The following is a 23,264-nucleotide window of genomic DNA, read 5'->3' as shown; positions in this document are numbered from 1 at the left end:
TTAAACACTCTCCTTAACTTGGTTGTTTTGTCCAGGAATCGTGATGTCTGTTTTTGTAATATTTAATTTGCTAATCAATTTACCAAAGATATACGCTAAAATAATACTTACAACTGCAACCACAATAATTGTAATAACTGATGGTAAAGGTTTATTAAAGCCAAACAATACAATGGCACCAGCGATTGGTGTTGCCATACCAGTCACATTTATCACTAGCCCTGCAAATGTAACGATACATGCGTTGACCATACCGATAATCGCATTCGTACCATAAAGTTGTAATGGATACTGTGCGATTAAGTCAATTTGGGTAAGTGGTTCAATACATACCGCAAATGCTTTTGATGGTCCACCAATTTTCAATGTTCTAAATAAGACAAAGTTAACAAATGAGCTGCCCATACAAGTTAATGCACCGATTGCCATTGGCACACCAGTGAGTCCTAATAAACTAGTTAAAACCATAGAGCTTAAAGGTGTCATTCCTGTAACTGGAATAACAAGTCCTAATATAATTGCTAATGCGTATGGGTTGTTATCTCCAACTGAAGTAACAGCGCCACCAATTTGTCTTAATACTGCCATAACCCCTGGTGAAATAATATGTGCTAAACCAAACGTAATAGCAGGTGCAACTAGAATGACAACAATTAAATCTAAACCTTCTGGAACTTTTTTCTCAATAAGCTTAATTCCAAAAGCCATAATGTACGCAGCAATAAATGCAGGTAATAATTTGTAATCATGTAAGACTAGCCCTACAATCACCGCAAAAACAGGTGATATATTTAATTTCAAACACGTTAAAATACCTACAGCTACGCCGCTAAGACCGCCGACTAAATCACCGATCTCTTTTAAAAATTCAATGTGAAATACGCCGCCAATAGCGTAACTCAGGAATGCTTGTGGTAAAAATGTAGCACAAGCAGCTCCGGATAAAGCTTGTAGTCCTTGTTTACCGTACGGTGCATACTTTAAAAACAGTGTCATCACTGCTAACACCAATACGAGTGTACCTACGCCTAGAATAATGTTCATTTCCCAAAACCTCTTTTCAATTTTTTCTAGCCATAGTCATCGTACACCCCTAAGAAAACGATTTCAATATAAAACAAAATTTTATTTAGTCTAAAATGTGAATATATTCACAATATGCAAATTTTCGCGTTTCTAAAATTGTGTTATTTAAATTATTGTAACGATTAAATTTATTTTTTAACATTTTACATCATGAAGAACTTGATTGCAACAAGTAAAATTTTATACATAATTCTTCATATATTTACACTAACTTTACATATCTTTATCGTAACGTATACTTAAATATTTTTGTTTTAAAATGCTCACGATTTAATCACAAAAAAGGAACGGGAGAGAATTCATTATGAATTCGTCGTCCCGCCCCGGCAAGGTCGACTAGAATTGAAAAAACTTAGTATAAGCGTATTTTCAATCCAGTCAACTGCTACCAATATAGAGTTTAGAACATAAATCATAATGATGCCCTAGACTCTTGCTTAATTTTATATTTCTAAAGTCAATAGTTGTTGTGTAATCGTTCTTGTTTGTGCATATACCTGTTGATATATTTTATAAAATTGCTCGTATTGACGATGCCGTTCTGGATTAGGATGAAATTCTGCAACGATATCTATAAATGCATCAACACAGTCTTCAATACTCTCAAACCAATTTAGACCTACTGCTGCTATCATAGCAGCTCCCATGCTAGGACCTTCTTCGTGTTTTAACTTTCTTACAGTCGTATTAAAGACATCTGCTTGAAGTTGTAACCAGAACTCACTTTTAGCACCTCCGCCAATAGAAGTGACATGCGTTATTTCTTTACCCGCCGCTCTCATTAACTGTATTGAATCATATAAAGAATACGTCACACCTTCAATAACTGCTCGAGAAAAATCCTCCTTTTTATGGCTGCCACTTAAACCAATAAAACTTCCTCTAATAAAGGCATCTCCATGTGGTGTGCGTTCACCTGCTAAATAGGGAGTATAAAGTAGACGGTTCGCACCGATAGATGATGAGGCTGCTAACTTAATCACATCATCATAACTATCCGCTGCAAAAAACGTATGTTTCAACCAAGAAAGACTGTAACCTGCTGCTAATGTTACTCCCATTGCATAATAAGTATTTGGCACACTATGATTAAAGAAGTGAATGTTGTTTTGATATTGTGTATGTTCATCCTTTTCAACATTGACAATCACGCCAGACGTCCCAATGCTACATAAAGTGTCATTATCATTAACTACACCAGCACCAATTGCACCACACGCATTGTCTCCGCCTCCAGCAAATACTTTGACATTTGATGTTAATCCTAGTTCTATGGCTAATCCTGACTTAACATTACCGACGTAACCATGCGATGGTATTAATGGTGGATAAATCTCACCTAAACCAAAGGCATCTCCAATTTCTCTTGTCCACTCATGCGTTGTTGGATTAAGTAATAATGTACTTGCTGCATCAGAGTATTCCATATGTATCTGACCGGTTAAACCGTAACGAATATAGTCTTTAGGTAATACAAACGTATCCACATGTTTCCATAGCTCTGGCTCATGTTGTTGCATCCATAACATTTTAGGTAAAGTAAAGCCTTCAAGAATTGGATTACCATTTAAACGTTGCCCATAGCGCGCGATGATTTGTTCACATTGTGCTGAATTACGCGTGTCATTCCATAAGATTGCATGCCTCACAGGCCAACCATTTTTATCCAAAGGAACCAAGCCATGCATTTGTCCAGAAAATGATATCCCTTGAATTGTATGATGCTTAAGACTGTCATGCTGTGTAACGCGCTTAATCCCTTGCTTTACCGCATCTAGCCATTCATCTGGATCTTGTTCATTATATCCCGGCTGTTGCTGAATCAATGTTAAAGGCTCGCTAATTGTTACTAATACCTGTCCTTCTTTATCTACTGCGATGATTTTCACTGCACTCGTACCTAAATCAATACCTAATACGACTTCTTGCATAAATGGCCACCTTCTCTCACAAAATTAATTGTCTATCATTCCGTGTCCTCACATAGTCATGACTGTTATCATTATATAACGACATAATAAAAATGATAATATATTTTTCGCGTAAAAGATAAAATAATAATACAACTATTTTTCATCCTGACATGTGCTCATTTCTGTTATTACTTTGTATACTAATAGAAATGTAACACATGACAAATAATACAGAAAAGCTGCCGTCATTGTTTACAACAATAAACGACAGCGAATAACGATGTTATCAACATTTTAACGGTTTCCTACATCAGATCCCACTTCTACTTTTTTACTATTTTTATTGTAAATAGCTCCTTGAACACTACCAAAGTTTGGATCATTTCGTTTTTCTTCCACATTAAAGCCTAATGATTTAAACGCCTGAATGTCATCGTCACTTGTTGCATTTTCATAATAGATTGTTGAACCATCATTATAGAATCTTGGTTTATTAATTGATTCCTGCAATGTGCCATTACCTTTTAAATAATCTACGATGACCTCATTAAGCATCGTTGGAATTTTATTACCACCTGGCGTACCGATTCCCATATAAAAGTCTGGTCCTACGATGATTGAAGGTGAAGTATAAGAGCGTGGCGCCTTATGCTTTTCGCCGTAGTTCGGACTATTGGGATCACTTGAAAAGTTTGTTAAAGAGTTATTCATATAGAAGCCTTCTTTAACGTATTTTCCTGATCCAAAGAAACTAGACAACGTATTTGTGGTACTGACAACCTTGCCATTTTTATCTATAACAACAAAATGTGTGGTGCTCGTATTGTCCACTTGATTCTTATTAAAATTACTTGAATCAATATTAATACCATTTAATTTTTCTAGTAAATAATCTTTAGATAAGTATTGTTCATTACTGGCTTCTTGGCCATTAACAATATCTCTATTGCGATACATTAAGTCTCTAGATTTAAGAATACTGCTAATATAGTCTATACGGTTGTCTTCATTTTGCTGACCAGGGTTGTTGCTCTCTTCAAGTACTAAGCCTTGTAACATCAGTGTTCCACCTAATGGGTTAGAGGCTGAATAAACTTTGTTATTCAAATAATTCGTACTTACAGGTTCTTTTTCTTCTGTTTTAAACGTTGAAAAGTCTTTTTCAGTCAATTTATCATCAACTTGCTTTGAAATGCTTTTACCAAGATCTTCATAAAAATAATCAGGTCCTTTGTCTTGGATACCTTTCAATGTTTTTGTCAAAGCTTCCTGTTTTACGACATCTCCTTCTCTCACCGTTTTGCTTCCTTTAAAGAATGGTGAGTCACGGTCGATATCGGAACCATAAATTTTCAAACTACGCTCTAACTCTGAATCTACTTCAAAGCCATCTTGGGCTAACGGAATGACATAATCTAATATTTTCTTTTCATCCATTTTCCCTTCTCTTTCATGCATATCATGCATGCCTCTTACAAATCCTGGTGTCCCTATCTGATCTCCTTTTTTATAATCATAAGAGGAAAGTGTTTTATATTCATACATTTTTGGAACTTCTCCATCTTTACCATTATATGTAAGCGACGCACCGCCACCGCCAAGTCCAGACGAATGTGGTTCGGTGATTGCCAAAGCATAAGATACGCCAATAGCCGCATCAACTGCATTTCCACCATCTTGCAAAATCTTTTCTCCGACCCGCTTCGCGATATAGTTGTTTGAAGCAACCCCATAGTCTTTTTTATCTTTAGGTGTTTTATGATCAGCTATTTTATTTTCATAGAGCGCATCTTTATTGGGGTTATCCTCTTTTTGAAAAAGATAAAATGTAAAGGATACTGCAATTGTTGCAATCAAAATGACAATCAAGGTCATTTTATTGTATATATTCATAGTTAGCTTGCTCCTTTTGAAAGATATTGCTCTGTGCCATTCTCTAACTCTTGCTTTTCAAATTTATCTAAACCTTCATTCGCTCTTGAAAATGTAACCATGATTAAAATAAAAAGTACAATAAGGACAACTGTTATAGCAACATAATGTTCTTTTTTATTCAAATGAATAACCCCCATCTTTTTCGGCTTTTAAATTGACATGCTCGCCTTTAATGTTGTTATAAAATTTGCGTTGTTCCATTTTACTCATTAAATCTCTAGTTATCTTACCATCGGAAGATTTAATAGGCGTCAAATGGAAACGACTTGCTTTACCAGTCCAATCTTGCTGCACAATCATACCTTTATGATTTTTTGATAGAAATTCATCTGATGTTGTATTGCCTAAACTATAGAATATGGGTTTATTTTTGTACTTATCTATTTCTTGGATGACCGAATTATGTCCGATAATAATGTCAGCTCCTGAATTTATTAAAGCTTTCGCATATTCACGCTGTCGTTCTGTAACGTTGCGTTCGTTTGGAATACCCCAATCTACATTAACAACGACGTAGTCATTATTTTGTTTTAATTTTTTTAACAGTGGCATAAAAATATTAGGATCCAAACTAATGGATGTTGTATTTTTCAATGGCCCTGTGTAATTTGACTCGACATCTGTAAACGATACATTGGCAATTTTTTTATTTTTAATTGTTTGTTGAACCGTTTTACTATTAATAGGATTAGAGCCATTACCAGTTAAAAAGTTATATTCTGTTTGGGCCTCCACTTTTTTACTTAAATCTTGAGCTTGTACATTATCAACTTCGTTATTTATAAGATTGACACTTTTAATATTCTGATCTTTTAGAAATAAAATATTTTCTAAATTCTTTTTCAAATTCTCATCACTTTTATCTGAAAAGTGATTTACATGCAGTGATGCCGTTGAAAAATCACTTTGCTTTAATGGTTGTTTTAAACTAGCGAACACATCATTGAGATTGATATTACGTATATGTGAGTTAAGGTTAATGTTGCCTAGATAAGTCATGCGAATATTATTTCCAGATTTAGGGATACTATCTACTGGCTCAACCTTTTGCGAGCTAATTGCCACAACTAATAACACAAGCGTAATTACCAGCACAATTAATGTATATAAAAAGTTACGTCGTTTATGTCGTTTTGCTTGTTTTAACAACCACTCACTTGCTGTTAACTTCTTTTTCATGATTTTGCGCTCCTTGCTCGTAATTAATTAATAAAGCTATATAAGAACAAGATGACATAAGTGATACAAGTTAATAACATTGTCGTTGATAAGGTAATTACGACACCTTGTTTTTGAATTGTATTCGCAATTATTCCTGGTATAACAACACCTATGCCTGATACTTCTACGACTTCAAACGGGGTTATTGGATAAATTAAATCAAAGATAAATTTTAATACCATTCCCGTTAAAATCATCGCTGCAAATTTTCGTCTACCATATAAAATGACCCATTTGCTTATGCCAAATGTCACAATAAAATAAGTTAAGCAGCTAATGACGAGCACTGATAATAACATGATGGGCTCATCAAAGATAAGTGCTAGGTAGCCTGGTACAACAAGCCCTGCTGGATTAATTCCAAATTTTTCAGCAAAAATCAAACTAAGCACAATTCCTACAAATAAGGAAAAATATAATTCTGAACCTATCATTTTATTCTATCCCTTCTATAAATTCTGCTATTCTTCCACCTGGTCCATGAATGTTGCCGACACAAAATACAAGGGCATGTTGTGATTCTTTAAGAATCGTTCTTTCTATGTCTGCAAACGGGGCACCTTCTAAATTCAAATAGCGTTTATTAGGTTGTGATTGCATCTTATCTGTCACCATTTGCGTACTCTTTCCAGTGCAAATGAGTGTGTCATAATCTACTTCAGCAATAAAGTTTTCAACGAATTGTCTCGTTCTATCCACTCTGTCTGAGCGACAGTTTAAAATTACAATCTTCTTGCTGTATGGATAATCGTAACTTTCCACTTTATTTAAAATCGCTTTCGTAGATTGTGGTTCGTTAGCGGCAAATGCATTAACAAAGACGTTTGTTGTGCTATTTGCTTGGAAATATTTAATTTCTACCGCACCAGGATCAGGTGGTGCGTTAAGCATACCTTGCAGTGCTGTTTGTTGATCAATACCTAAAGCCTGGGCTACACCTAAAGTAATCGCCACATTATCTGGAAAGACAAGATAGTCAAATTTTCTCAAATAGGACTCTGGTACTTTTTCTTTATCAACAACAATTAACTCTGTTTTGCGCTTGCGTGCTTCTTTAGCAAAAAATTTAGTATACTTATCTTGCATTACGACTAATTTGCCGTTATATGGAATTGTTGCAGTGAAAGCTTGCGCCACATCTTGCAACGTTGGTCCTAAGACATCCATATGGTCTTCCATAACATTAACAATGACACCAATATTGGCCATAACTAAATCATTTTGAAACGTGATTTGATAATCTGGATTAACTGCCATACATTCATTAACAAGTGCCGTTGCACGTTGTTTTACCACTTTGCGGATAATGTCTCGTTGTTCCCCAATATTAGCTCCTTGTGGCTTTCGAATGACTGGATATTCTTTATCTGTAAACCAATACAGCATTCTGGCATCCGTACCAGTTGTCTTACCTACAACTCTAATGCGATCTTCACGTAGAACACTGTAAACCATCCGTGTGATTGTTGATTTACCTCTTATACCGTTAATATTAATTCGCACTGGAATTTTATTAAGTCGGTTGGTATGACGCCGTTTTTCTTTAATTCCTAACCATAATATAAGCGAGACGCAAATTATAATGAGAATCAATATTATGTACCTCTTTCCTTGATTTTCTACTAGCTGTAATAAATAGGTAGATAAATGAAAAGGCGGTCATAACTTCGACGATGCTTTTCACTTCGTACATTCCCGTTATGCCACCTATGCTGTTTTTAGTGTGTTGAACAAGTCACAACACTCTATCTCAATATGTATAGTTCAACTTAATTTTCTTTTAAGATGAAAACATCTTACATTAAGAACCCTCCCAATACGCCTAATATTATCAAACGGTTGTTGAGCGCGTTTTAAAAACTTTAATTTTTTGTTAAGTATAAATTAATATTTGTAAATTTTCAAATAAAATCGTTTCTATTTAAATTGTTTTTAAGTAAAAACTACAAAGATAACTTTTTTAATATAGTAATTAATCAAATAAAAAATATTTACTTAACCTTTACATTATCTTAAAGATGATATGTTACGTTAAACATGAGTTAAATGGGATTAGAATGATGACTTAAATTTAAGGATGAAATCTTAGGAGGAACAAAATGGCTAAGTCTAGAAAAATAGTGATTAGCATTTATCTAGGGACCGTTTTTATCGCATGTACAACTTATCTTGCATTAATTCTCATTGGTAGTTTACAAGGAAATGATATGAGCAATTCTGTACTTGATACCGATCATCGCTATATTAATCATTACAAAGAGGCAGCAAAATCTGATACATCTAATGGCACTTCTAATCACTCTCTAAATCACAGTAATCAAAACAATTGGCTTTCTCACACTATGATATCCCAAATCAATGATGATAATACCTTCAAATTAATTACCCAACCTAAAAAAGCAACTTCTTCTTATCTTGATAACTGATAGGTTGAAGTTGCTTTATAATTACATGTCTATTTGATAATTGTTTTCACTTGTGCAAAGAATTTTTCTCGTTCAGGAATTGGAAAAATCGGATAGATATGAAATAAATTGTAACCTGGATAGAAGTCGTGAAGAATGCCTTGTTGATTTAACAATTTAGATAAACGTAGTGCATCAGGATATAAAGTTTCTTTAGTACCGATAAAGATTGAAATTTTGCCAAGCCCTTGTAACGTGCCATTAATTGGAGATATTTTATAATCTTTAATAGCTGTTTTTCCTGCCCACAATTTAATAAAATATTTTGTTCCATCAATGGCAACCATTGGATCTACTTTTTCATATTTTTGAGTATCTGGGTTGCTAAATGTGCCATCCAATACTGGTGATATCAAAATAATATGTCCTGGTTGCGCATACGTCGTCTCTTCTTTTAAATATTGTGCAAATGATAAGGCAATTTGTCCTCCTGCCGAATCTCCCATAAGAATGAGTTGTTCTGGATTCTTAACCGTAGTCAATAACTTACCATAAAGTCGATACAATAAACTAAATGTCGTACGATAATCACGGTGTGGCACTTTCGGATAAACGGGCATCACAACTTTAGCATTTAAACAGCCTGCTAAGGTATCGATAAAGTCAAAATGTTGTTCAAGTGGATCTTGAAACCATGCACCACCGTGAATATAAAGAATCGTTTGTTGTGTAATATCTTGATGATCATTAATGATATATACAATTGAGCCACTGTCATCTTTAATAGTAACTGAATGTTTAAATTCATACGTCGTTCCACTATATTTTCCTGCCGTTATATCTTTCATTTCTTCTATAGCTTCTTTGGCGTTTTCCACTGATTCAAAAGGTTTTCTCACTCTAGTTAAGCGCAAATATTGTTCAAATAAAAAGCTTCGATAACTTCTTTTTTCTCTAAATTTAGCAAAAACCAGTGCTCCAAGCACTGTGGAACATAATATGCTAATCAATTGTTTTTTCATTAAGAAGCTCCTTCCTATATGTTACATTTCTAGTTTAATACATTTTTGACGATTATTTTAATGAATTTCATTAGTACATGGTTTTAAGATGATAATGTGAAGTAAATAGTAGCATATTTGCGACCTTTAAAGAGATGATTCATTAATTTCAGATGTCTACCACCGTAACATGTAGTTATTGCACGATATAATAAACCAAAGTTAGTAGTGTCATATTTTATTTTTATAAAATTAATGATAAAATCGAACTAATTAACTTTATGTTATAACCATTTCAATAATGAGGAGGCTTAATTTGATGAAAAGAAATAAAATTGTCTTAATTGGTAGCGGACATGTAGGTTCTTCCTTCGCTTACGCCCTAGTATCACATGGATCAGCCGATGAACTTGCTATTATCGACATTGACACTGAAAAGGCTGAGGCTGACGTTTGGGATTTAAATCATACTACCCCTTTCAGTCACAAACCCGTCAACGTTTATATTGGTGATTATAGTGACTGTCAAGATGCAGATATTATCGTTATCTGTGCGAGCGCATCTTTACCAAAAGGAGAAACACGTCTCAAATTATTAGAGGATAATGTAGAAATCTTTGTGCCAATGGTGCAAAAGATTGTAAATCAAGGGTTTGATGGCCATATTATATTACCGTCAAATCCTGTTGATATTATGAGCTATGTCGTGAAAAAAGTATCTGGATTTCCCAAATCAAAAGTTATTGGAACTGGAACATTGCTTGATTCGTCACGATTCCAATATTATATTGGTCAAGCACTAAATGTTGCACCTCAAAGTGTTTATGCGCCTGTTGTAGGTGAACATGGTGATTCTCAAATTGCTGTATGGTCTCATGCACGCGTTGCTGGAGAACCAGTTTTACCGATGTTACAACAATGCTACGGTAATAACGTTGATGCTGAAGTACAACGAATTACTGAAATCACTAAAAACGTTGGCTATGATATCTATGTACGTAAAGGCACAACTTGCTTTGGCGTAGCACTCGGCATTTTACGTGTTGTTGAAGCAATTTTAAATAATCAAAATATCATTTTAAACGTCTCTAGCTATGTTGAAGGAGAATATGGTCTCACTGATTTATATATAGGTACACCAACACGCATCAATGGTGCAGGTGCACAACAAGTTATTGAACTCAAACTCACAGAAGAAGAACAACATCAACTACAACAATCGGCAGCTGTTATTCATGACTATCAACAACGTGCAGATGCATTAATAGAAAAATTTAAGAAATAAGGAAAGATAAATATACTGGAATATACCCCCAAATAATACGGCGCGTGACAGCATTCATTATGAATTCGTAATCCCGCCCCGGCAAGAATGGCTAGAATTGAAAAAAGCTTGCTATCATCCTATTTTCAATCCAGTCAACGACTGCCAATATAGTGTTTATAGCCTAAAACATAATGATGTTACAGACTATATAACTATAAAAAAAGCTATGAATAAATCAATCGTCTCAGATTTATTCATAGCTCATCTTAGTATGTTTATAAATCAATACGCCGTATGATATGGCGAAAGCCATACCTGAGAAAAAGATTTTAGCGCTGCAATTTAGTCCATTACATTTATGTAACAAACTGTTTTATTTATACTCTATATTATCATTTAATTCTTTCAGTTGACGCTCAAATCTTTGCATGTCTATGAAACGTGCTTGTCTATGCACTTCCTTACCTTGGAAGAAGATTAGATCTACCGGCACTGTGAATATAGATAACTGCCTAGTGATATCTTCAACTTTGTTCTGATTAATCACCCCTAATTTAACACGGGGGAATTGTTGTATTAAGTCATCTAATTGTGGCAGTACAGCATAACAGACGCTGCAACCTGACTTCATTACATGTAAGACGCATAGTTGATTAGCGTCAACAAATTTTCGGTATTCATAAATATTTGTTAAGTTTTCATACACGATGTTCACCCCATGTTTATGATGCACACAGTTACTTATTTTAATATTTTTTGAAAAACTGTGGGCATTTTAGTGATTTTCTGTTTATCTAAATCATAAAAACATCCAGTTTGGTATCCTACACAATGAACACGATCCGCAGACGCAATTTCAAATTTAAAAATCCATTTTGTGCGACCACTTTTCATAAACCAACAACGTCCTACTGGTTTATCATGAATAGTAATAGGCACTTTATATTCCACTTCTGTCTTCATTAATATTGGTGAAATACCCTGTTTCATCATTTCTGAATAATTCATGTATTGATTAATAAATATCGTACGTAAATCTTCAAACCATCTTATATAAACAATGTTACTTACGATACCCATCGCATCAATATCGTACCCATTAACTTCAATATCATTTTCAACTACTAATAAACCTTCTTCAGTCATTACACACACTCCTTAAATAATAATATATCTCTATTTTAAGTCGTCGGCACTTAAATTTCATCTACTTGAGTTTTAGTTCCAAAAAGCAGCTCACAACATATCGCAAAAGTATATATAATTTATTATATTTCACTACAAATAAATACATTTATAATGGAAAAGATGGTATAATAATTGTGAGAATTTTCACATTTTGATTGGAGGTTTTATTTATGAAAGCTTATAATTATGAAAAACCTGGTGTAGCTAAACTTATTGACAAAGAAAAGCCTGTAGTTACAGAAAGTACAGATGCGATTATTAGAATGGTCAAAACGACGATTTGTGGCACAGATTTGCATATCATAAAAGGCGATACACCTGAAGTTCCTAAAAATACAACATTAGGCCACGAAGGTATCGGTATTGTTGAATCTGTTGGTTCAAATGTTAACAACTTTAAAGTCGGCGACAAAGTTATTGTGTCTTGTATATCATCATGTGGTAAATGTTATTACTGTAAAAAAGGAATCTATGCCCATTGTGAAAATGACGGTGGTTGGATTTTAGGCCATTTAATTAATGGTACACAAGCAGAATATGTCAGAGTACCTTTCGCAGACAATTCACTATATCATGCACCTGAGTCGTTACCAGATGAAGCATTGGTGATGCTTTCAGATATTTTACCAACTGGTTACGAAATTGGTGTATTAAAAGGTAAAGTTAAACCAGGCAGCACCGTTGCTATTGTTGGAGCCGGACCTGTTGGTTTAGCAGCTTTACTAACCGCTCAGTTCTTCTCTCCTTCAAAAATCATCATGCTCGACTTAGATGACAACCGTTTAGCTACAGCTAAATCACTTGGTGCGACGCATACAATTAATTCAACGCATACTGAAGAAGCGATTAAAAAAGTGAAAGAATTAAATCATCGTGGTGTAGATGTTGCTATTGAAGCTGTAGGTATCCCTCAAACATTTGATTTATGTCAAAAATTGATTGGTGTGGATGGCACAATCGCCAACGTTGGTGTCCATGGCTTGCCAGTTCAATTTGATATCGATAAATTATGGATTAAAAATATAAACGTTACAACTGGTTTAGTATCAGCTAATACAACTGAAGAGTTATTAGAAGCATTAACAACTAAAGTCATCGAACCAGAAAAGCTTGTCACTCACTATAGTAAATTAAGTGAAATAGAAAATGCTTATGATTTATTTAGAAATGCAACGGATCACAAAGCAATTAAATTACTGATTGAAAATGATATCACTCAACCATAAATAAAAAGGGCGTGTGACTGGGATTGAAAAAGCTTGCTATCAGCCTATTTTCAATCCAGTCAACTACTGCCTATATATAATAAGAGCCTAGAACAAAATGATGACTTGCTGCCTTCAATATCTACTTTGAAAGCAACATATCAGTTCATAATGTCCTAGGCTTCTTTATCTTTACTTATTACAAGAATCGTTTCACAGCTACTGAAATAGGCGGAATTTGATCTAAATCAAGATGTTTATCTTCTGTAACTGAACGATATGCCCATTTACCATAACCAAGTGCTTCATCATTAACGATTTTACCTGGTAATGGTGCAGCGTTTGGATCTACATGCACATCAACAATTGTTGGTTGATTTTCTGCTAACGCAGCTTGGACCACATCATCAATTTGGTTTGGATCTTTTAAGACATAACCTTTACCACCAGCAGCCTCAGCAAACTTAGCATGATTCATATCTGAGAAATCAATCGCATATTCTAATTCTCCTGCAGCTTGTTGTTCATATTTAATAAATGATAATTGTTTGTTGTTCATTACAAAAATAGTCATCGGCAAATCATATTGAACAGCTGTAGCAAAGTCTTGCATTACCATTTGGAATGCACCATCACCTACGATAGCTATCGCTTGACGTTTTGGATATGCAATTTTTGCAGCAATTGCACCTGGTAAGCCACAACCCATTGTGCCGAGCCAACTTGAAATAATAAATTTATTATTTACAGAAAGATTTAAATAACGTGTTGACCATACTGTTGAAGTACCAACATCAATAGAAAAAATGGCATCGTCATTTTTATATTCACTAATCGAACGCATTAAACGTTCAGGACGGATAGGGCTGCTCTCATTACGCATATCTTGATCCATCCATTTATCCCATACGGCTTTACGTTCTAATGTTTTATCTAAAAATGCACGTTTTGGCACATGTTTAATTGTTTCAGTTAGTTGATGTAGCGCAACTTTACTGTCCCCAACAATACCTACATTGATGTCAAAACGATGTCCAATAATTTCTGGATTAGTATCAATTTGAATCGCTTTGATATTTTTCTTCGGTAAATAATCTACATATGGATAGTTTGTCCCTACCATAATCAATAGATCCGCATCTTGCATCGTTTGATATGATGTTTTCGTACCAATTTTACCTAAATTACCAATACTATATGGATGATCATCAGGAATAACTGTTTTCGCAGGTAGTGTGTGGATAACTGGTATTTTTGCTGCTTCCACAAACTCACGTAATTCTTCACGCGCATTTTGTGCACCTACGCCAACAAGCATGACTGGTTTCTTACTTTTATTAATAAGTTTAGCTGCTTTTTTAACTGCGCGAGGTTTTGGAGATGGTGCTTTTGGACGCATTGTATCAACAGCTTTATGTGTCGTATCTTTGATTTTGTCATTTAATAAATCATTAGGACAAATAACAACCGCTACGCCTTTTTTCTCATATGCCGTACGAATTGCTTCATTAACAACTTCAAAGACATTGTCTCCTTTTTGGATTTGATGACTGTAAACAGATACATCTGATACCATGTCAGTAATATTTGTTTCTTGGAATGCTTTCGTGCCTAACAAACTACTGTTTGTTTGACCTGCTAAAATTAATTGCGGTACTCCATCTAATTTCGCATCATACATTCCGTTTAGTAAGTGAACAACACCTGGACCACCAATACTTAAGGCAACCCCAATTTTACCTGTCATTTTAGTGTAAGAAGCCGCCGCTAAACTTGCAACCTCTTCGTGACGGACATGATAGAATTTAAAAGCATCTCTCACTGTACGTAAATTATCTACAACAGCATCGATTGAATCACCTGGAATCCCATATAAATGGTCAATATCCCAAGCTTGTAATGCTCTCACTAATGCTTCATTTGCTTTAATTTTCGCCATTTTTCAAAATAGCCCCTTTCTTAACTAGTATGAATAAATGTTATATTCCCTTTAATAAAACAAAATAATCATTACTGGTATTAAAATCGAACTGATAACAGCCGTTAATATCATTCCAATGGAGCTAAAAGCGCCAGATTCATGGTCTAGCTCAAGGGCTTTGGCGGTACCAAAAGCATGTGATGCATTCCCATATGTTAAGCCTTTGGCAATAGAGGTTTGAAATCCGCCAAACTTAAGCAGCATAGAACCTAAAATACTACCAATTAACCCAGTAGTTATAATAAACATAACTGTAACTGTATCAACACCGCCTAATTCTTGTGAAACTTCGATGCCTACTGCTGCAGTGATAGATCTTGGTAGTAATGTCACTATAGCTTCTTTAGAAAAGCCCAGTAATTTCAACGAAACAAAGACTAACACAAAATTTAATATGACGCCAGCCATCACGCTTGAAAATATAATTGATAAATACTGCTTAATTTTATGTCTATTTTCATATAGGGGATATGCGAGACAAACAACTGTAGCATTTAATAGATGATTAATCCATTGACCACCGATCATGTAAGACTTATAATTCATTCCTAAAATTAATAAGATAGCAATAACTCCAATTGAGCCAATAAGTGCTGGATTTAAAAACGGATTATTATTAAACCGATGTTGTACCCATTTAGCTCCTAAGTACATAATAATTGTAATTAAAATCATTGCAGTTGCTTGAAAAAATGTTGTCATTTACTATTTCCTTTCCCGGTCATGGGCTTTTTGACCATGGTCTCTGCAATATAGCCTGAGATTAACGCAACCAAACTTGTTCCTATTATAATAACGAAGAAAAAGATGACATAATTAAAGTTAATATTAGACACGATATCCATAATACCGACTACAGAGGGTATAAAGAAAAAGACCATTGATTTAAGAAAGAAGTCTGACCCGTCTTTCACCCATTGTAATTTAATAATTTTGAACTGGAGTAAAAAATAAAATAAAATGAGGCCTACAATACTGCCTGCTAAAGGAATATGAAATAGTTGTTGAAGAACATTACCTAAATAACTGACTCCCATTATAATAGCTATTTGAAGCAATAACTTGGCCGTAAAATATGCATAATTCACTTTCATCATTCCTTTCTATAAATTTGTCTAAATTGTTACAGCGATTTTTGCTCATATACTTAATTTTAATTCAATTTTACCTATTATAAAAATATTGTTTTTATATGTTATGTATTACTTTTTTCTATGGAAGCGCTCTCTATATACTGTTTATTTAGTCACAATAAAAAACGCACAGAGCCCACTTTAGCTCCAATGCGTTTCGTAAGTTTTCATATTATTTTAAATGTGCTTGCATAAAATCTACCCAGCGTTTAGTTGCATGACTAAGTGTCTTATCTTTCATCCAAATTACACCCAATTCCCAAATCATGGTAGGATTTTTAATATTAACGCTGCTAATGCGATCACTCAACATATTTACAATACTTTTCGGTAAAATACTTACTCCCAGATGTGCAATTAATAAATCTTCAATAAACTTCCATTGCGAAATGTTAGATATTGCATGTGGAATAAAACCATTATTTTTAGCCGCTTCAATAATTTTATCATTCAAATAAAAATCCTCATTAAATAAGATAAAATCTTCATCCTTTAAATCACTCATCAAAACAGACTCCTGTTGTGCAAAGGGATGATCTTTACTAACAACTAGAACGAGTTCTTCTTTGTACAGTGCCAATGAATTGAATCTATGTGCATCTACAGGGAGGGTGGTAATGCCGATATCCAAAGTACCTTTATCTAAATTTTCTTCAATGTATTTGCCACCATGTTCATTTAAATTGTATGTTACGTTCGGATAGAGTTGATGAAACTCTCCTAAAATACGAATAAAATGGTTAACGTTCATTACAGCAGACATGCCTATATTAATATGTCCAGAATCTAGTTGCGATAACCCTTTCATCTCCGCGGGAATTGTACTATATAAATTAAGAATTTCTTCACTTTTTTTATAGAAAATTTGCCCAGCATCAGTCAAAATAAGCTGCCTATTTTTACGATCAAACAATGGCATTTCTAATTCTGATTCAATATCTTTAATGGCCTTACTAATTGTTGGCTGTGCAATAAAAAGCGCTTTAGAGGCGTTAGTCATCCCACCTTGCTTCACTACTTCAACAAAATATTTCATATGCTTAATATCCACTATGCAACCTCCCACTATCATTTAAGCCTATTATACATGAAACAACATTCTAAAATAAATGCAACTTTATATAGTAGTCAGTCATAATTTTTCAATTTAAAATTGTTGTGTTTCAGTTTGATAAATCATGTTATACTCAAAAAGGCTCAATTTGAAAATCGAGGTGATGTATTGAGCTTTTACGAATTTATGCAAAATTTTGTTGGTGATGACACACCATTAGGTGAATTGGTTGCTTGGATGAATCAAGATACCGAATTTCCTAGAGACGTGAAGAGCCAATTAGTAATTATGTCATATTTTCGTGAAAATCCGTGTCCTGAAAACATACCTGTGACAAGTATAAAACGGGCATTATCTGTTTTTAACCAATTCACTAATGTATGATTTCTATATAACATGGAAATATTCATCTCACCATGCAAAGCTGGGATCTCAATCCCAGAATAATAGCACAAAGATGATTTGACCTAAATCATCTTTGTGCTTATTTTATAAGCTAAGTACACACATTATTTGTAAATCTTAAATGAAGTATGAAGTTAATTTATTAATACGATTACAGGATGAAATATAATATTGCAGAGACATTACATTTAGTTATATAAATGGTTTCTTATATTGTCTTATACCTTTTAAAATAATATGATAATTACGGTTAATAAAAACTATTGTATATTAGGAGACGCAAATAAAAATGAATTTCAAAAAATTATTCACAAGTATTGTCTTATCTACAAGCATTTTATTTGTTGGTAATTTCACGTACCAAAGCGTTGAACAAACTCACGTTTCACATGCTGCATCATATAATTATTACAATAAACATCAATGTACATGGTGGGCTTTCAAACGTCGTGCGCAAGTTGGTAAACCGGTTTCTAATCGTTGGGGGAATGCGAAAACTTGGTACAAAAACGCAAAACGTTCTGGATATGCTACAGGTCATAAACCACGTCGATACGCAGTCATGCAATCAACTGCAGGCTATTATGGGCATGTTGCCATCGTAGAACGTGTTAATCGCAACGGAAGCATCGTTATTTCTGAATATAACTACAATCGTCCACTAGCATATGGCACTCGAACTATTAGTAAAGGGTCAGCACGTCATTATAACTACATCTATTAATACGTGAATACAAGCTTATTAAGGACACAACTACAGTTACAATAATAAGAACGGCAATTTCTATTGAAATCACTTAGAAATTGCCGTTCTTATTTTATCTATTATGATATTTTACAACATCATGTGCACATCTATTTCAATTCATCGTTACGACGTAATTGCTTTAATATTTGTGTTGCAACAGTTGTATTAGCACGATCTGTCTTTTTTAGTTCATTTGCAACTTGCTGAATTTCATCACCTTTAGCTCCTACAACAATAGCCAATGATTTATATTGCAGGCTCATGTGACCTTGTTGAATACCTTCTGATACTAATGCGCGACATGCCGAAAAGTTTTGCGCTAATCCTACTGCAGCAACCACATGTCCTAATTCTTGAGCCGAGCCAACATTCAATAATTCCAATGATGCCTTAGCAATAGGTAGTACTTTGGTGCCACCGCCTACCGTTGCCAATGTCATAGGTACTTCTATTGTTCCAATTAGCTTTTGACGTTGTCGATGATATTGCCAAGTCGCAACACCTCTATACTGTCCGGCACGACTTGCGTATGCGTGAACACTTGCCTCTGCGCCACGAGTATCATTACCAGTCGCTAATACAACAGCATGTATGCCATTCATGACGCCTTTATTATGTGTTGCAGCACGATGTATATCTACTTGTGCCAAGACTGAAGCACGTTCCATACGCTTAGCAACTTCTTCACCACGATAATCACCACGATTTAAATCTTCAACATCAATTTCACCCTGTACCTTTACAACAGATGCTGTCGCATGATTAGATAAAATGCTCATCAAGATATCATGTTCTGGAAATTCATGTTTTAAATAATTCGTGATACCTTCTAATATCGTATTCAACATATTAGCACCCATAGCATCCTTAGTATCGACAAATATTTTTAAAGACAAGAATCCATCTTGAGGGAAAGTATCAATATCAAGTCGGCGATAGCCACCCCCTCGAGCAATCATTGAAGGATAGGATTCATCTGCAATCGCTTTAATCTGAGATTCTAGCTGTTTAATCAAAGTGGCTAAAGAAGCGGTATCTTTAACGTTATCGAAGACAATTTGACCAATCATCAATCGTTCACTGATTATCGTTTTAAATCCTCCTGTTCGATTGATGAGTTTAGCGCCATAGCTTGCTGCTGCAACAACAGATGGTTCTTCTACCATCATAGGCACAACATATTCCTTATCATCCACAATAATCTTAGGCAAAAGACCTACAGGTAAAGTTCCCTGTCCTATCACATTTTCTATTAAACTATTTGCTATATCCTCATCGATAAGTGGATGATTAAGCAGAATATCATGTGTTTCTGATGTTATCCAACCATGTGTTTCTAACTGATTTAACTTCTGTGATCGCGTTAAATGTCGAAAATCTTTACTTAAGCTCGTCATGCTTATGATTCCCCTTTTTCAATCATTAGCGCAATACCTAGGCCGCCACCAATACAAGCAGTAGCTACACCCGTTTGCTTTTCTTCTTGCGCCAATGCGTTTACCAATGTTGTCACTAACCTTGCACCACTTGCGCCAATCGGATGACCAAGTGCAATTGCACCACCATATATATTTAATTTATCATCCGGAATATGCAAATTATCTTTAACTGGAATACTTTGTGCTGCAAACGCCTCTGTCATTTCTACAATATCTACTTGATCAATATGACGCTGAGTTTTTTCTAATAATTTTTCAACAGCATAGAATGGAGCATAGCCCATATATTGTGGATCGCAACCAACTTCAGCGTAGTCACCTATCAAGCCAAGTATCTCGAATCCATGTGCTTTAGCATAACTTTCTTCCATCAAGATAAGTGCAGACGATCCATCATTTATACTAGAAGCATTGCCACCTGTGACCGTACCTTGCTCTTTAAATATTGTTTTTAACGTAGCTAATTTCTCAACACTACTATTAGCACGAATACCTTCATCTGAAGTCATTTCATTACCTTCAGCATCGATTAGAGGCACTATTTCATTATTAAATTTTCCATTTATTGTAGCCTGATGCGCCTTTTGTTGTGATTGATTAGCGAACGCATCTTGCATTTCTCGACTAATATGATATTTTTCTGCAATGTTTTCAGCAGTCACACCCATTGGAACATAATGGAAAGCATCGGTTAAACCATCATGCATAAAACTTTCTACAGGGTCTTGTCCTTCTTTTAAAATCAACTGTGGTGCATTTGTCATACTTTCAACACCACCAACTGCCACAACTTTTGCTTCGCCTAATTGTATTAATTGCTTGCCTAAAATAATTGCTTTAAGGCCTGAACCACATACCTCGTTTATTGTCATTGCCGGTGTCGTGTTAGGTAACCCAGCTTTAATAGCAATTTGACGTGCTGGATTTTGACCAACCCCACTTTGAAGAACGTTACCAAAAATGACTTGTTGAATTGTACTTGGATCAATATCAATAGCTTCTACTGCTGCTTTTAAGGCTGCTGTTCCTAGTTCAACTGCTGAATAGTCTCGTAACTTACCTTTGTATCTTCCAATTGGTGTGCGTTTAGCACTAACGATTGCAATATTTCTCATGTTATTTTTCTCCTTATATGTAGATATATATCTTTGCCATTCAAATCGTCAATTTGGTATGATAATGATTAAATATGGCTACCATTTTAATTAAATTAATCGAAAGGATGTAATGCCCATATGAATATAGGTATCGATAAAATTAACTTTTATATTCCTAATTATTTTATAGACATGGTTAAGCTTGCACAAGCACGCCAAGTTGATCCTAATAAGTATTTAATTGGTATTGGACAAACACACATGGCGGTAAGTCCAGTTAACCAAGATATTGTATCAATGGGAGCTAATGCTGCTAAAGATATTATAACAGATGATGACAAAAATCATATTGGAATGGTCATTGTAGCAACAGAGTCCGCTATCGATTCAGCAAAAGCGGCTGCCGTTCAAATACACCATCTTCTTGGGATTCAACCCTATGCACGTTGCTTTGAAATGAAAGAAGCTTGTTATGCTGCCACACCAGCGATTCAACTTGCTAAAGATTACTTAGCAACACGTCCTAATGAAAAAGTATTGGTTATTGCTAGTGATACGGCACGATATGGTCTTAACACAGGCGGTGAGCCAACTCAAGGTGCTGGAGCTGTAGCAATGCTCATTTCACATAACCCACGTATTTTAACATTAAATGATGACGCTTTAGCATATACTGAAGACGTTTATGACTTCTGGAGACCAAGCGGTCATCATTACCCACTTGTCGATGGTGCTCTATCTAAAGATGCCTATATTCGTTCTTTCCAACAAGCATGGAAGACTTATGCATCTCGCCAACATAAATCATTAGCTGATTTTGCTGCGTTATGTTTCCATGTTCCTTTTACTAAAATGGGTAAAAAAGCATTGGATTCTATTTTAACTGATACTGATGAAGCTACAGCTGAACGCTTAGAAACTGGTTATCAAGCAGCTACACATTATAATCGCTATGTAGGTAACATCTATACAGGTTCGTTATATTTAAGCTTAATTTCATTGCTAGAGCATCATGACTTACACGCTGGGCAAACAATTGGTTTATTCAGTTATGGTTCCGGTTCTGTTGGAGAATTTTTCAGTGCTACTTTAGTTGAAGGTTTTGAACAACATCTGAATCATAAAGCGCATCAAAATAGTCTTGATCAACGCATCGAACTTTCTGTAGAACAATATGAAGATTTCTTTAATCGCTTTGATCAATTACAGTTTGATCATTCAAAAGAAGCTGCGAGTAAACAAAATCAAATATTCTATCTTGAACGTATTTCTGATAATATTAGACATTATCACACGCCACAACAGTGACCTATAAAATGGGGAGCGGGACAGAACTCATAATGAATTCGTAGTCCCGCCCCGGCAAGGTTGACTAGGATTGAAAAAAGCTTGGTATCCAGCTTATTTTTCAATCCAGTCAACTACTGCCAATACATATAGTTTATAGCCCAAAACATACTTATGTCTCAAACTGTTTTTCCATATAAAATGTTAAAAATTTCTCCATGGCTAACTCAATCAAATACTGTAGTCAAAATATGATTCATAATCATAGCGACTTCTTTCGGCTTTTCTTTTCTTCCTCTCTGCACCCAATCTTGTAATACACCGAAAATAGCATTACTCATAAAAATAATTAAAAAATATTTTTCTTTATGTGTTAAGGTCTGTGTCTTTAAAAATGGAATTAAACGCACTTCAATATTCTGTTGCAAATTGCGTTTAATATCTTGATGAATCATATGCGCACCTTTATCCTCAATCAGTTTTAAAAAAATACTCCCCTCTTGTTCCCAAAAGTTTAAGACATTTTCAAAGAATTGTATTTTATTATCGAATTGAACCTTTAAAATACGCTTTTTAATGCTTTTGATAACCTCTTGCTGGTATGTCATAATAAAATCTTCTTTATCTTTATAATGCAAATAGAAAGTAGCACGACTTACACCACTTGCTTCACAAATATCTTTAACCGATATATCATTATAATGTTGTTCTTCTAGTAGCTGTAACATCGATTCACGTAAACGTTTTTGAGTACGCAATACGCGCTTATCCATCAACTGTTCTTGTTTCATATGGCACCGCCTCTTTAATTTTTTCTATACAAAACATAATAGTGTGTCTAATAAATCAACAATTATTGTTCTACCTTATATCAATTGGTTTATATTTAATATATAGAA

At 34.6% G+C, this 23,264-nt stretch carries 23 protein-coding genes; 6 read left to right on the top strand and 17 right to left on the bottom strand.

Going from position 1 to position 23,264, the window contains the following annotated elements:
* The 7 genes from HMPREF3267_RS07580 to pgsB all read right to left on the bottom strand — a co-directional run bounded on the left by HMPREF3267_RS07580 (position 1) and on the right by pgsB (position 7,748).
* Positions 1-1,044: a PTS sugar transporter subunit IIC gene (locus HMPREF3267_RS07580; RefSeq protein ID WP_002460451.1), complete on the bottom strand. Its 1,044-nt coding sequence runs from the start codon at positions 1,042-1,044 to the stop codon at positions 1-3.
* 485 nt (positions 1,045-1,529) lie between these two features.
* Positions 1,530-3,017 (bottom strand): xylulokinase, encoded by a 1,488-nt coding sequence (gene xylB, locus HMPREF3267_RS07575; RefSeq protein WP_062078115.1) that lies wholly within the window; start codon positions 3,015-3,017, stop codon positions 1,530-1,532.
* 276 nt (positions 3,018-3,293) lie between these two features.
* The gene (locus tag HMPREF3267_RS07570; RefSeq protein WP_002460453.1) at positions 3,294-4,892 is read right to left on the bottom strand and encodes a gamma-glutamyltransferase; all 1,599 of its coding nucleotides are present in this window, start codon (positions 4,890-4,892) and stop codon (positions 3,294-3,296) included.
* A 2-nt stretch (positions 4,893-4,894) separates the two neighbouring features.
* The gene (locus tag HMPREF3267_RS12600; RefSeq protein WP_002478612.1) at positions 4,895-5,056 is read right to left on the bottom strand and encodes a hypothetical protein; all 162 of its coding nucleotides are present in this window, start codon (positions 5,054-5,056) and stop codon (positions 4,895-4,897) included.
* On the bottom strand, positions 5,049-6,113 hold the full coding sequence (locus tag HMPREF3267_RS07565; RefSeq protein WP_002478611.1) for a CapA family protein: 1,065 nt from the start codon (positions 6,111-6,113) through the stop codon (positions 5,049-5,051). The genes HMPREF3267_RS12600 and HMPREF3267_RS07565 overlap by 8 nt, the downstream gene beginning before the upstream one ends.
* Positions 6,114-6,136: 23 nt before the next feature.
* Entirely contained in the window at positions 6,137-6,589 is a 453-nt protein-coding gene (gene pgsC, locus HMPREF3267_RS07560; protein ID WP_002460457.1) for a poly-gamma-glutamate biosynthesis protein PgsC, read from the bottom strand.
* Position 6,590: 1 nt separating this feature from the next.
* Positions 6,591-7,748, bottom strand: a complete 1,158-nt coding sequence (gene pgsB, locus HMPREF3267_RS07555; protein ID WP_037543293.1) for a poly-gamma-glutamate synthase PgsB — start codon at positions 7,746-7,748, stop codon at positions 6,591-6,593.
* A 506-nt stretch (positions 7,749-8,254) separates the two neighbouring features.
* Here pgsB and HMPREF3267_RS07550 point away from each other — a divergent pair.
* Positions 8,255-8,581 (top strand): hypothetical protein, encoded by a 327-nt coding sequence (locus tag HMPREF3267_RS07550; protein ID WP_002478608.1) that lies wholly within the window; start codon positions 8,255-8,257, stop codon positions 8,579-8,581.
* Positions 8,582-8,610: 29 nt separating this feature from the next.
* On the opposite strand, the gene HMPREF3267_RS07545 is transcribed toward HMPREF3267_RS07550, so the two are convergent.
* Positions 8,611-9,582: an alpha/beta hydrolase fold domain-containing protein gene (locus HMPREF3267_RS07545; protein WP_062078117.1), complete on the bottom strand. Its 972-nt coding sequence runs from the start codon at positions 9,580-9,582 to the stop codon at positions 8,611-8,613.
* A gap of 298 nt (positions 9,583-9,880) precedes the next feature.
* Here HMPREF3267_RS07545 and HMPREF3267_RS07540 point away from each other — a divergent pair, with 298 nt between their 5' ends.
* The gene (locus HMPREF3267_RS07540; protein ID WP_062078119.1) at positions 9,881-10,846 is read left to right on the top strand and encodes an L-lactate dehydrogenase; all 966 of its coding nucleotides are present in this window, start codon (positions 9,881-9,883) and stop codon (positions 10,844-10,846) included.
* A 355-nt stretch (positions 10,847-11,201) separates the two neighbouring features.
* On the opposite strand, the gene HMPREF3267_RS07535 is transcribed toward HMPREF3267_RS07540, so the two are convergent.
* Positions 11,202-11,534, bottom strand: coding sequence for a thioredoxin family protein (locus tag HMPREF3267_RS07535; RefSeq protein ID WP_062078121.1), 333 nt, complete (start codon positions 11,532-11,534; stop codon positions 11,202-11,204).
* A gap of 35 nt (positions 11,535-11,569) precedes the next feature.
* Positions 11,570-11,974, bottom strand: coding sequence for an acyl-CoA thioesterase (locus tag HMPREF3267_RS07530; protein ID WP_002478605.1), 405 nt, complete (start codon positions 11,972-11,974; stop codon positions 11,570-11,572).
* Positions 11,975-12,186: 212 nt separating this feature from the next.
* Between HMPREF3267_RS07530 and HMPREF3267_RS07525 the strand changes: the two genes are divergently transcribed.
* A complete protein-coding gene (locus HMPREF3267_RS07525; protein WP_002460465.1) occupies positions 12,187-13,242 on the top strand; it encodes a zinc-dependent alcohol dehydrogenase family protein in 1,056 nt (351 codons plus the stop codon).
* Positions 13,243-13,420: 178 nt separating this feature from the next.
* On the opposite strand, the gene HMPREF3267_RS07520 is transcribed toward HMPREF3267_RS07525, so the two are convergent.
* From HMPREF3267_RS07520 to HMPREF3267_RS07505, 4 genes are all read right to left on the bottom strand, one after another.
* The gene (locus HMPREF3267_RS07520; RefSeq protein ID WP_002460466.1) at positions 13,421-15,160 is read right to left on the bottom strand and encodes a pyruvate oxidase; all 1,740 of its coding nucleotides are present in this window, start codon (positions 15,158-15,160) and stop codon (positions 13,421-13,423) included.
* Positions 15,161-15,211: 51 nt separating this feature from the next.
* Complete coding sequence (locus tag HMPREF3267_RS07515) at positions 15,212-15,904, bottom strand: LrgB family protein (protein WP_002460467.1); 693 nt, start codon at positions 15,902-15,904, stop codon at positions 15,212-15,214.
* Complete coding sequence (locus HMPREF3267_RS07510; protein WP_002478601.1) at positions 15,901-16,290, bottom strand: CidA/LrgA family protein; 390 nt, start codon at positions 16,288-16,290, stop codon at positions 15,901-15,903. The genes HMPREF3267_RS07515 and HMPREF3267_RS07510 overlap by 4 nt, the downstream gene beginning before the upstream one ends.
* A 217-nt stretch (positions 16,291-16,507) precedes the next feature.
* The gene (locus HMPREF3267_RS07505; RefSeq protein ID WP_002478600.1) at positions 16,508-17,386 is read right to left on the bottom strand and encodes a cidABC operon transcriptional activator CidR; all 879 of its coding nucleotides are present in this window, start codon (positions 17,384-17,386) and stop codon (positions 16,508-16,510) included.
* Positions 17,387-17,557: 171 nt separating this feature from the next.
* Here HMPREF3267_RS07505 and HMPREF3267_RS07500 point away from each other — a divergent pair, with 171 nt between their 5' ends.
* Together HMPREF3267_RS07500 and HMPREF3267_RS07495 are read left to right on the top strand one after the other, a co-directional pair.
* Complete coding sequence (locus tag HMPREF3267_RS07500) at positions 17,558-17,773, top strand: sterile alpha motif-like domain-containing protein (protein ID WP_002478599.1); 216 nt, start codon at positions 17,558-17,560, stop codon at positions 17,771-17,773.
* 310 nt (positions 17,774-18,083) lie between these two features.
* Positions 18,084-18,518: a CHAP domain-containing protein gene (locus HMPREF3267_RS07495; protein WP_062078123.1), complete on the top strand. Its 435-nt coding sequence runs from the start codon at positions 18,084-18,086 to the stop codon at positions 18,516-18,518.
* Between the two features lie 131 nt (positions 18,519-18,649).
* On the opposite strand, the gene HMPREF3267_RS07490 is transcribed toward HMPREF3267_RS07495, so the two are convergent.
* Positions 18,650-19,939: a hydroxymethylglutaryl-CoA reductase, degradative gene (locus tag HMPREF3267_RS07490; RefSeq protein WP_002478598.1), complete on the bottom strand. Its 1,290-nt coding sequence runs from the start codon at positions 19,937-19,939 to the stop codon at positions 18,650-18,652.
* A gap of 2 nt (positions 19,940-19,941) precedes the next feature.
* Positions 19,942-21,096, bottom strand: coding sequence for a thiolase family protein (locus tag HMPREF3267_RS07485; RefSeq protein WP_002460473.1), 1,155 nt, complete (start codon positions 21,094-21,096; stop codon positions 19,942-19,944).
* A gap of 120 nt (positions 21,097-21,216) precedes the next feature.
* Here HMPREF3267_RS07485 and HMPREF3267_RS07480 point away from each other — a divergent pair, with 120 nt between their 5' ends.
* Complete coding sequence (locus HMPREF3267_RS07480) at positions 21,217-22,386, top strand: hydroxymethylglutaryl-CoA synthase (RefSeq protein WP_062078125.1); 1,170 nt, start codon at positions 21,217-21,219, stop codon at positions 22,384-22,386.
* Between the two features lie 206 nt (positions 22,387-22,592).
* On the opposite strand, the gene HMPREF3267_RS07475 is transcribed toward HMPREF3267_RS07480, so the two are convergent.
* Positions 22,593-23,156 (bottom strand): TetR/AcrR family transcriptional regulator, encoded by a 564-nt coding sequence (locus tag HMPREF3267_RS07475; protein ID WP_002460478.1) that lies wholly within the window; start codon positions 23,154-23,156, stop codon positions 22,593-22,595.
* Positions 23,157-23,264 lie beyond the last annotated feature (108 nt).

This window comes from Staphylococcus sp. HMSC62D11 (genome assembly GCF_001839145.1).
Lineage (GTDB): Bacteria > Bacillota > Bacilli > Staphylococcales > Staphylococcaceae > Staphylococcus > Staphylococcus lugdunensis.
The sequence above is the reverse complement of the archived record's forward strand: the minus strand, read 5'-3'. Positions and strand labels throughout refer to the sequence as shown.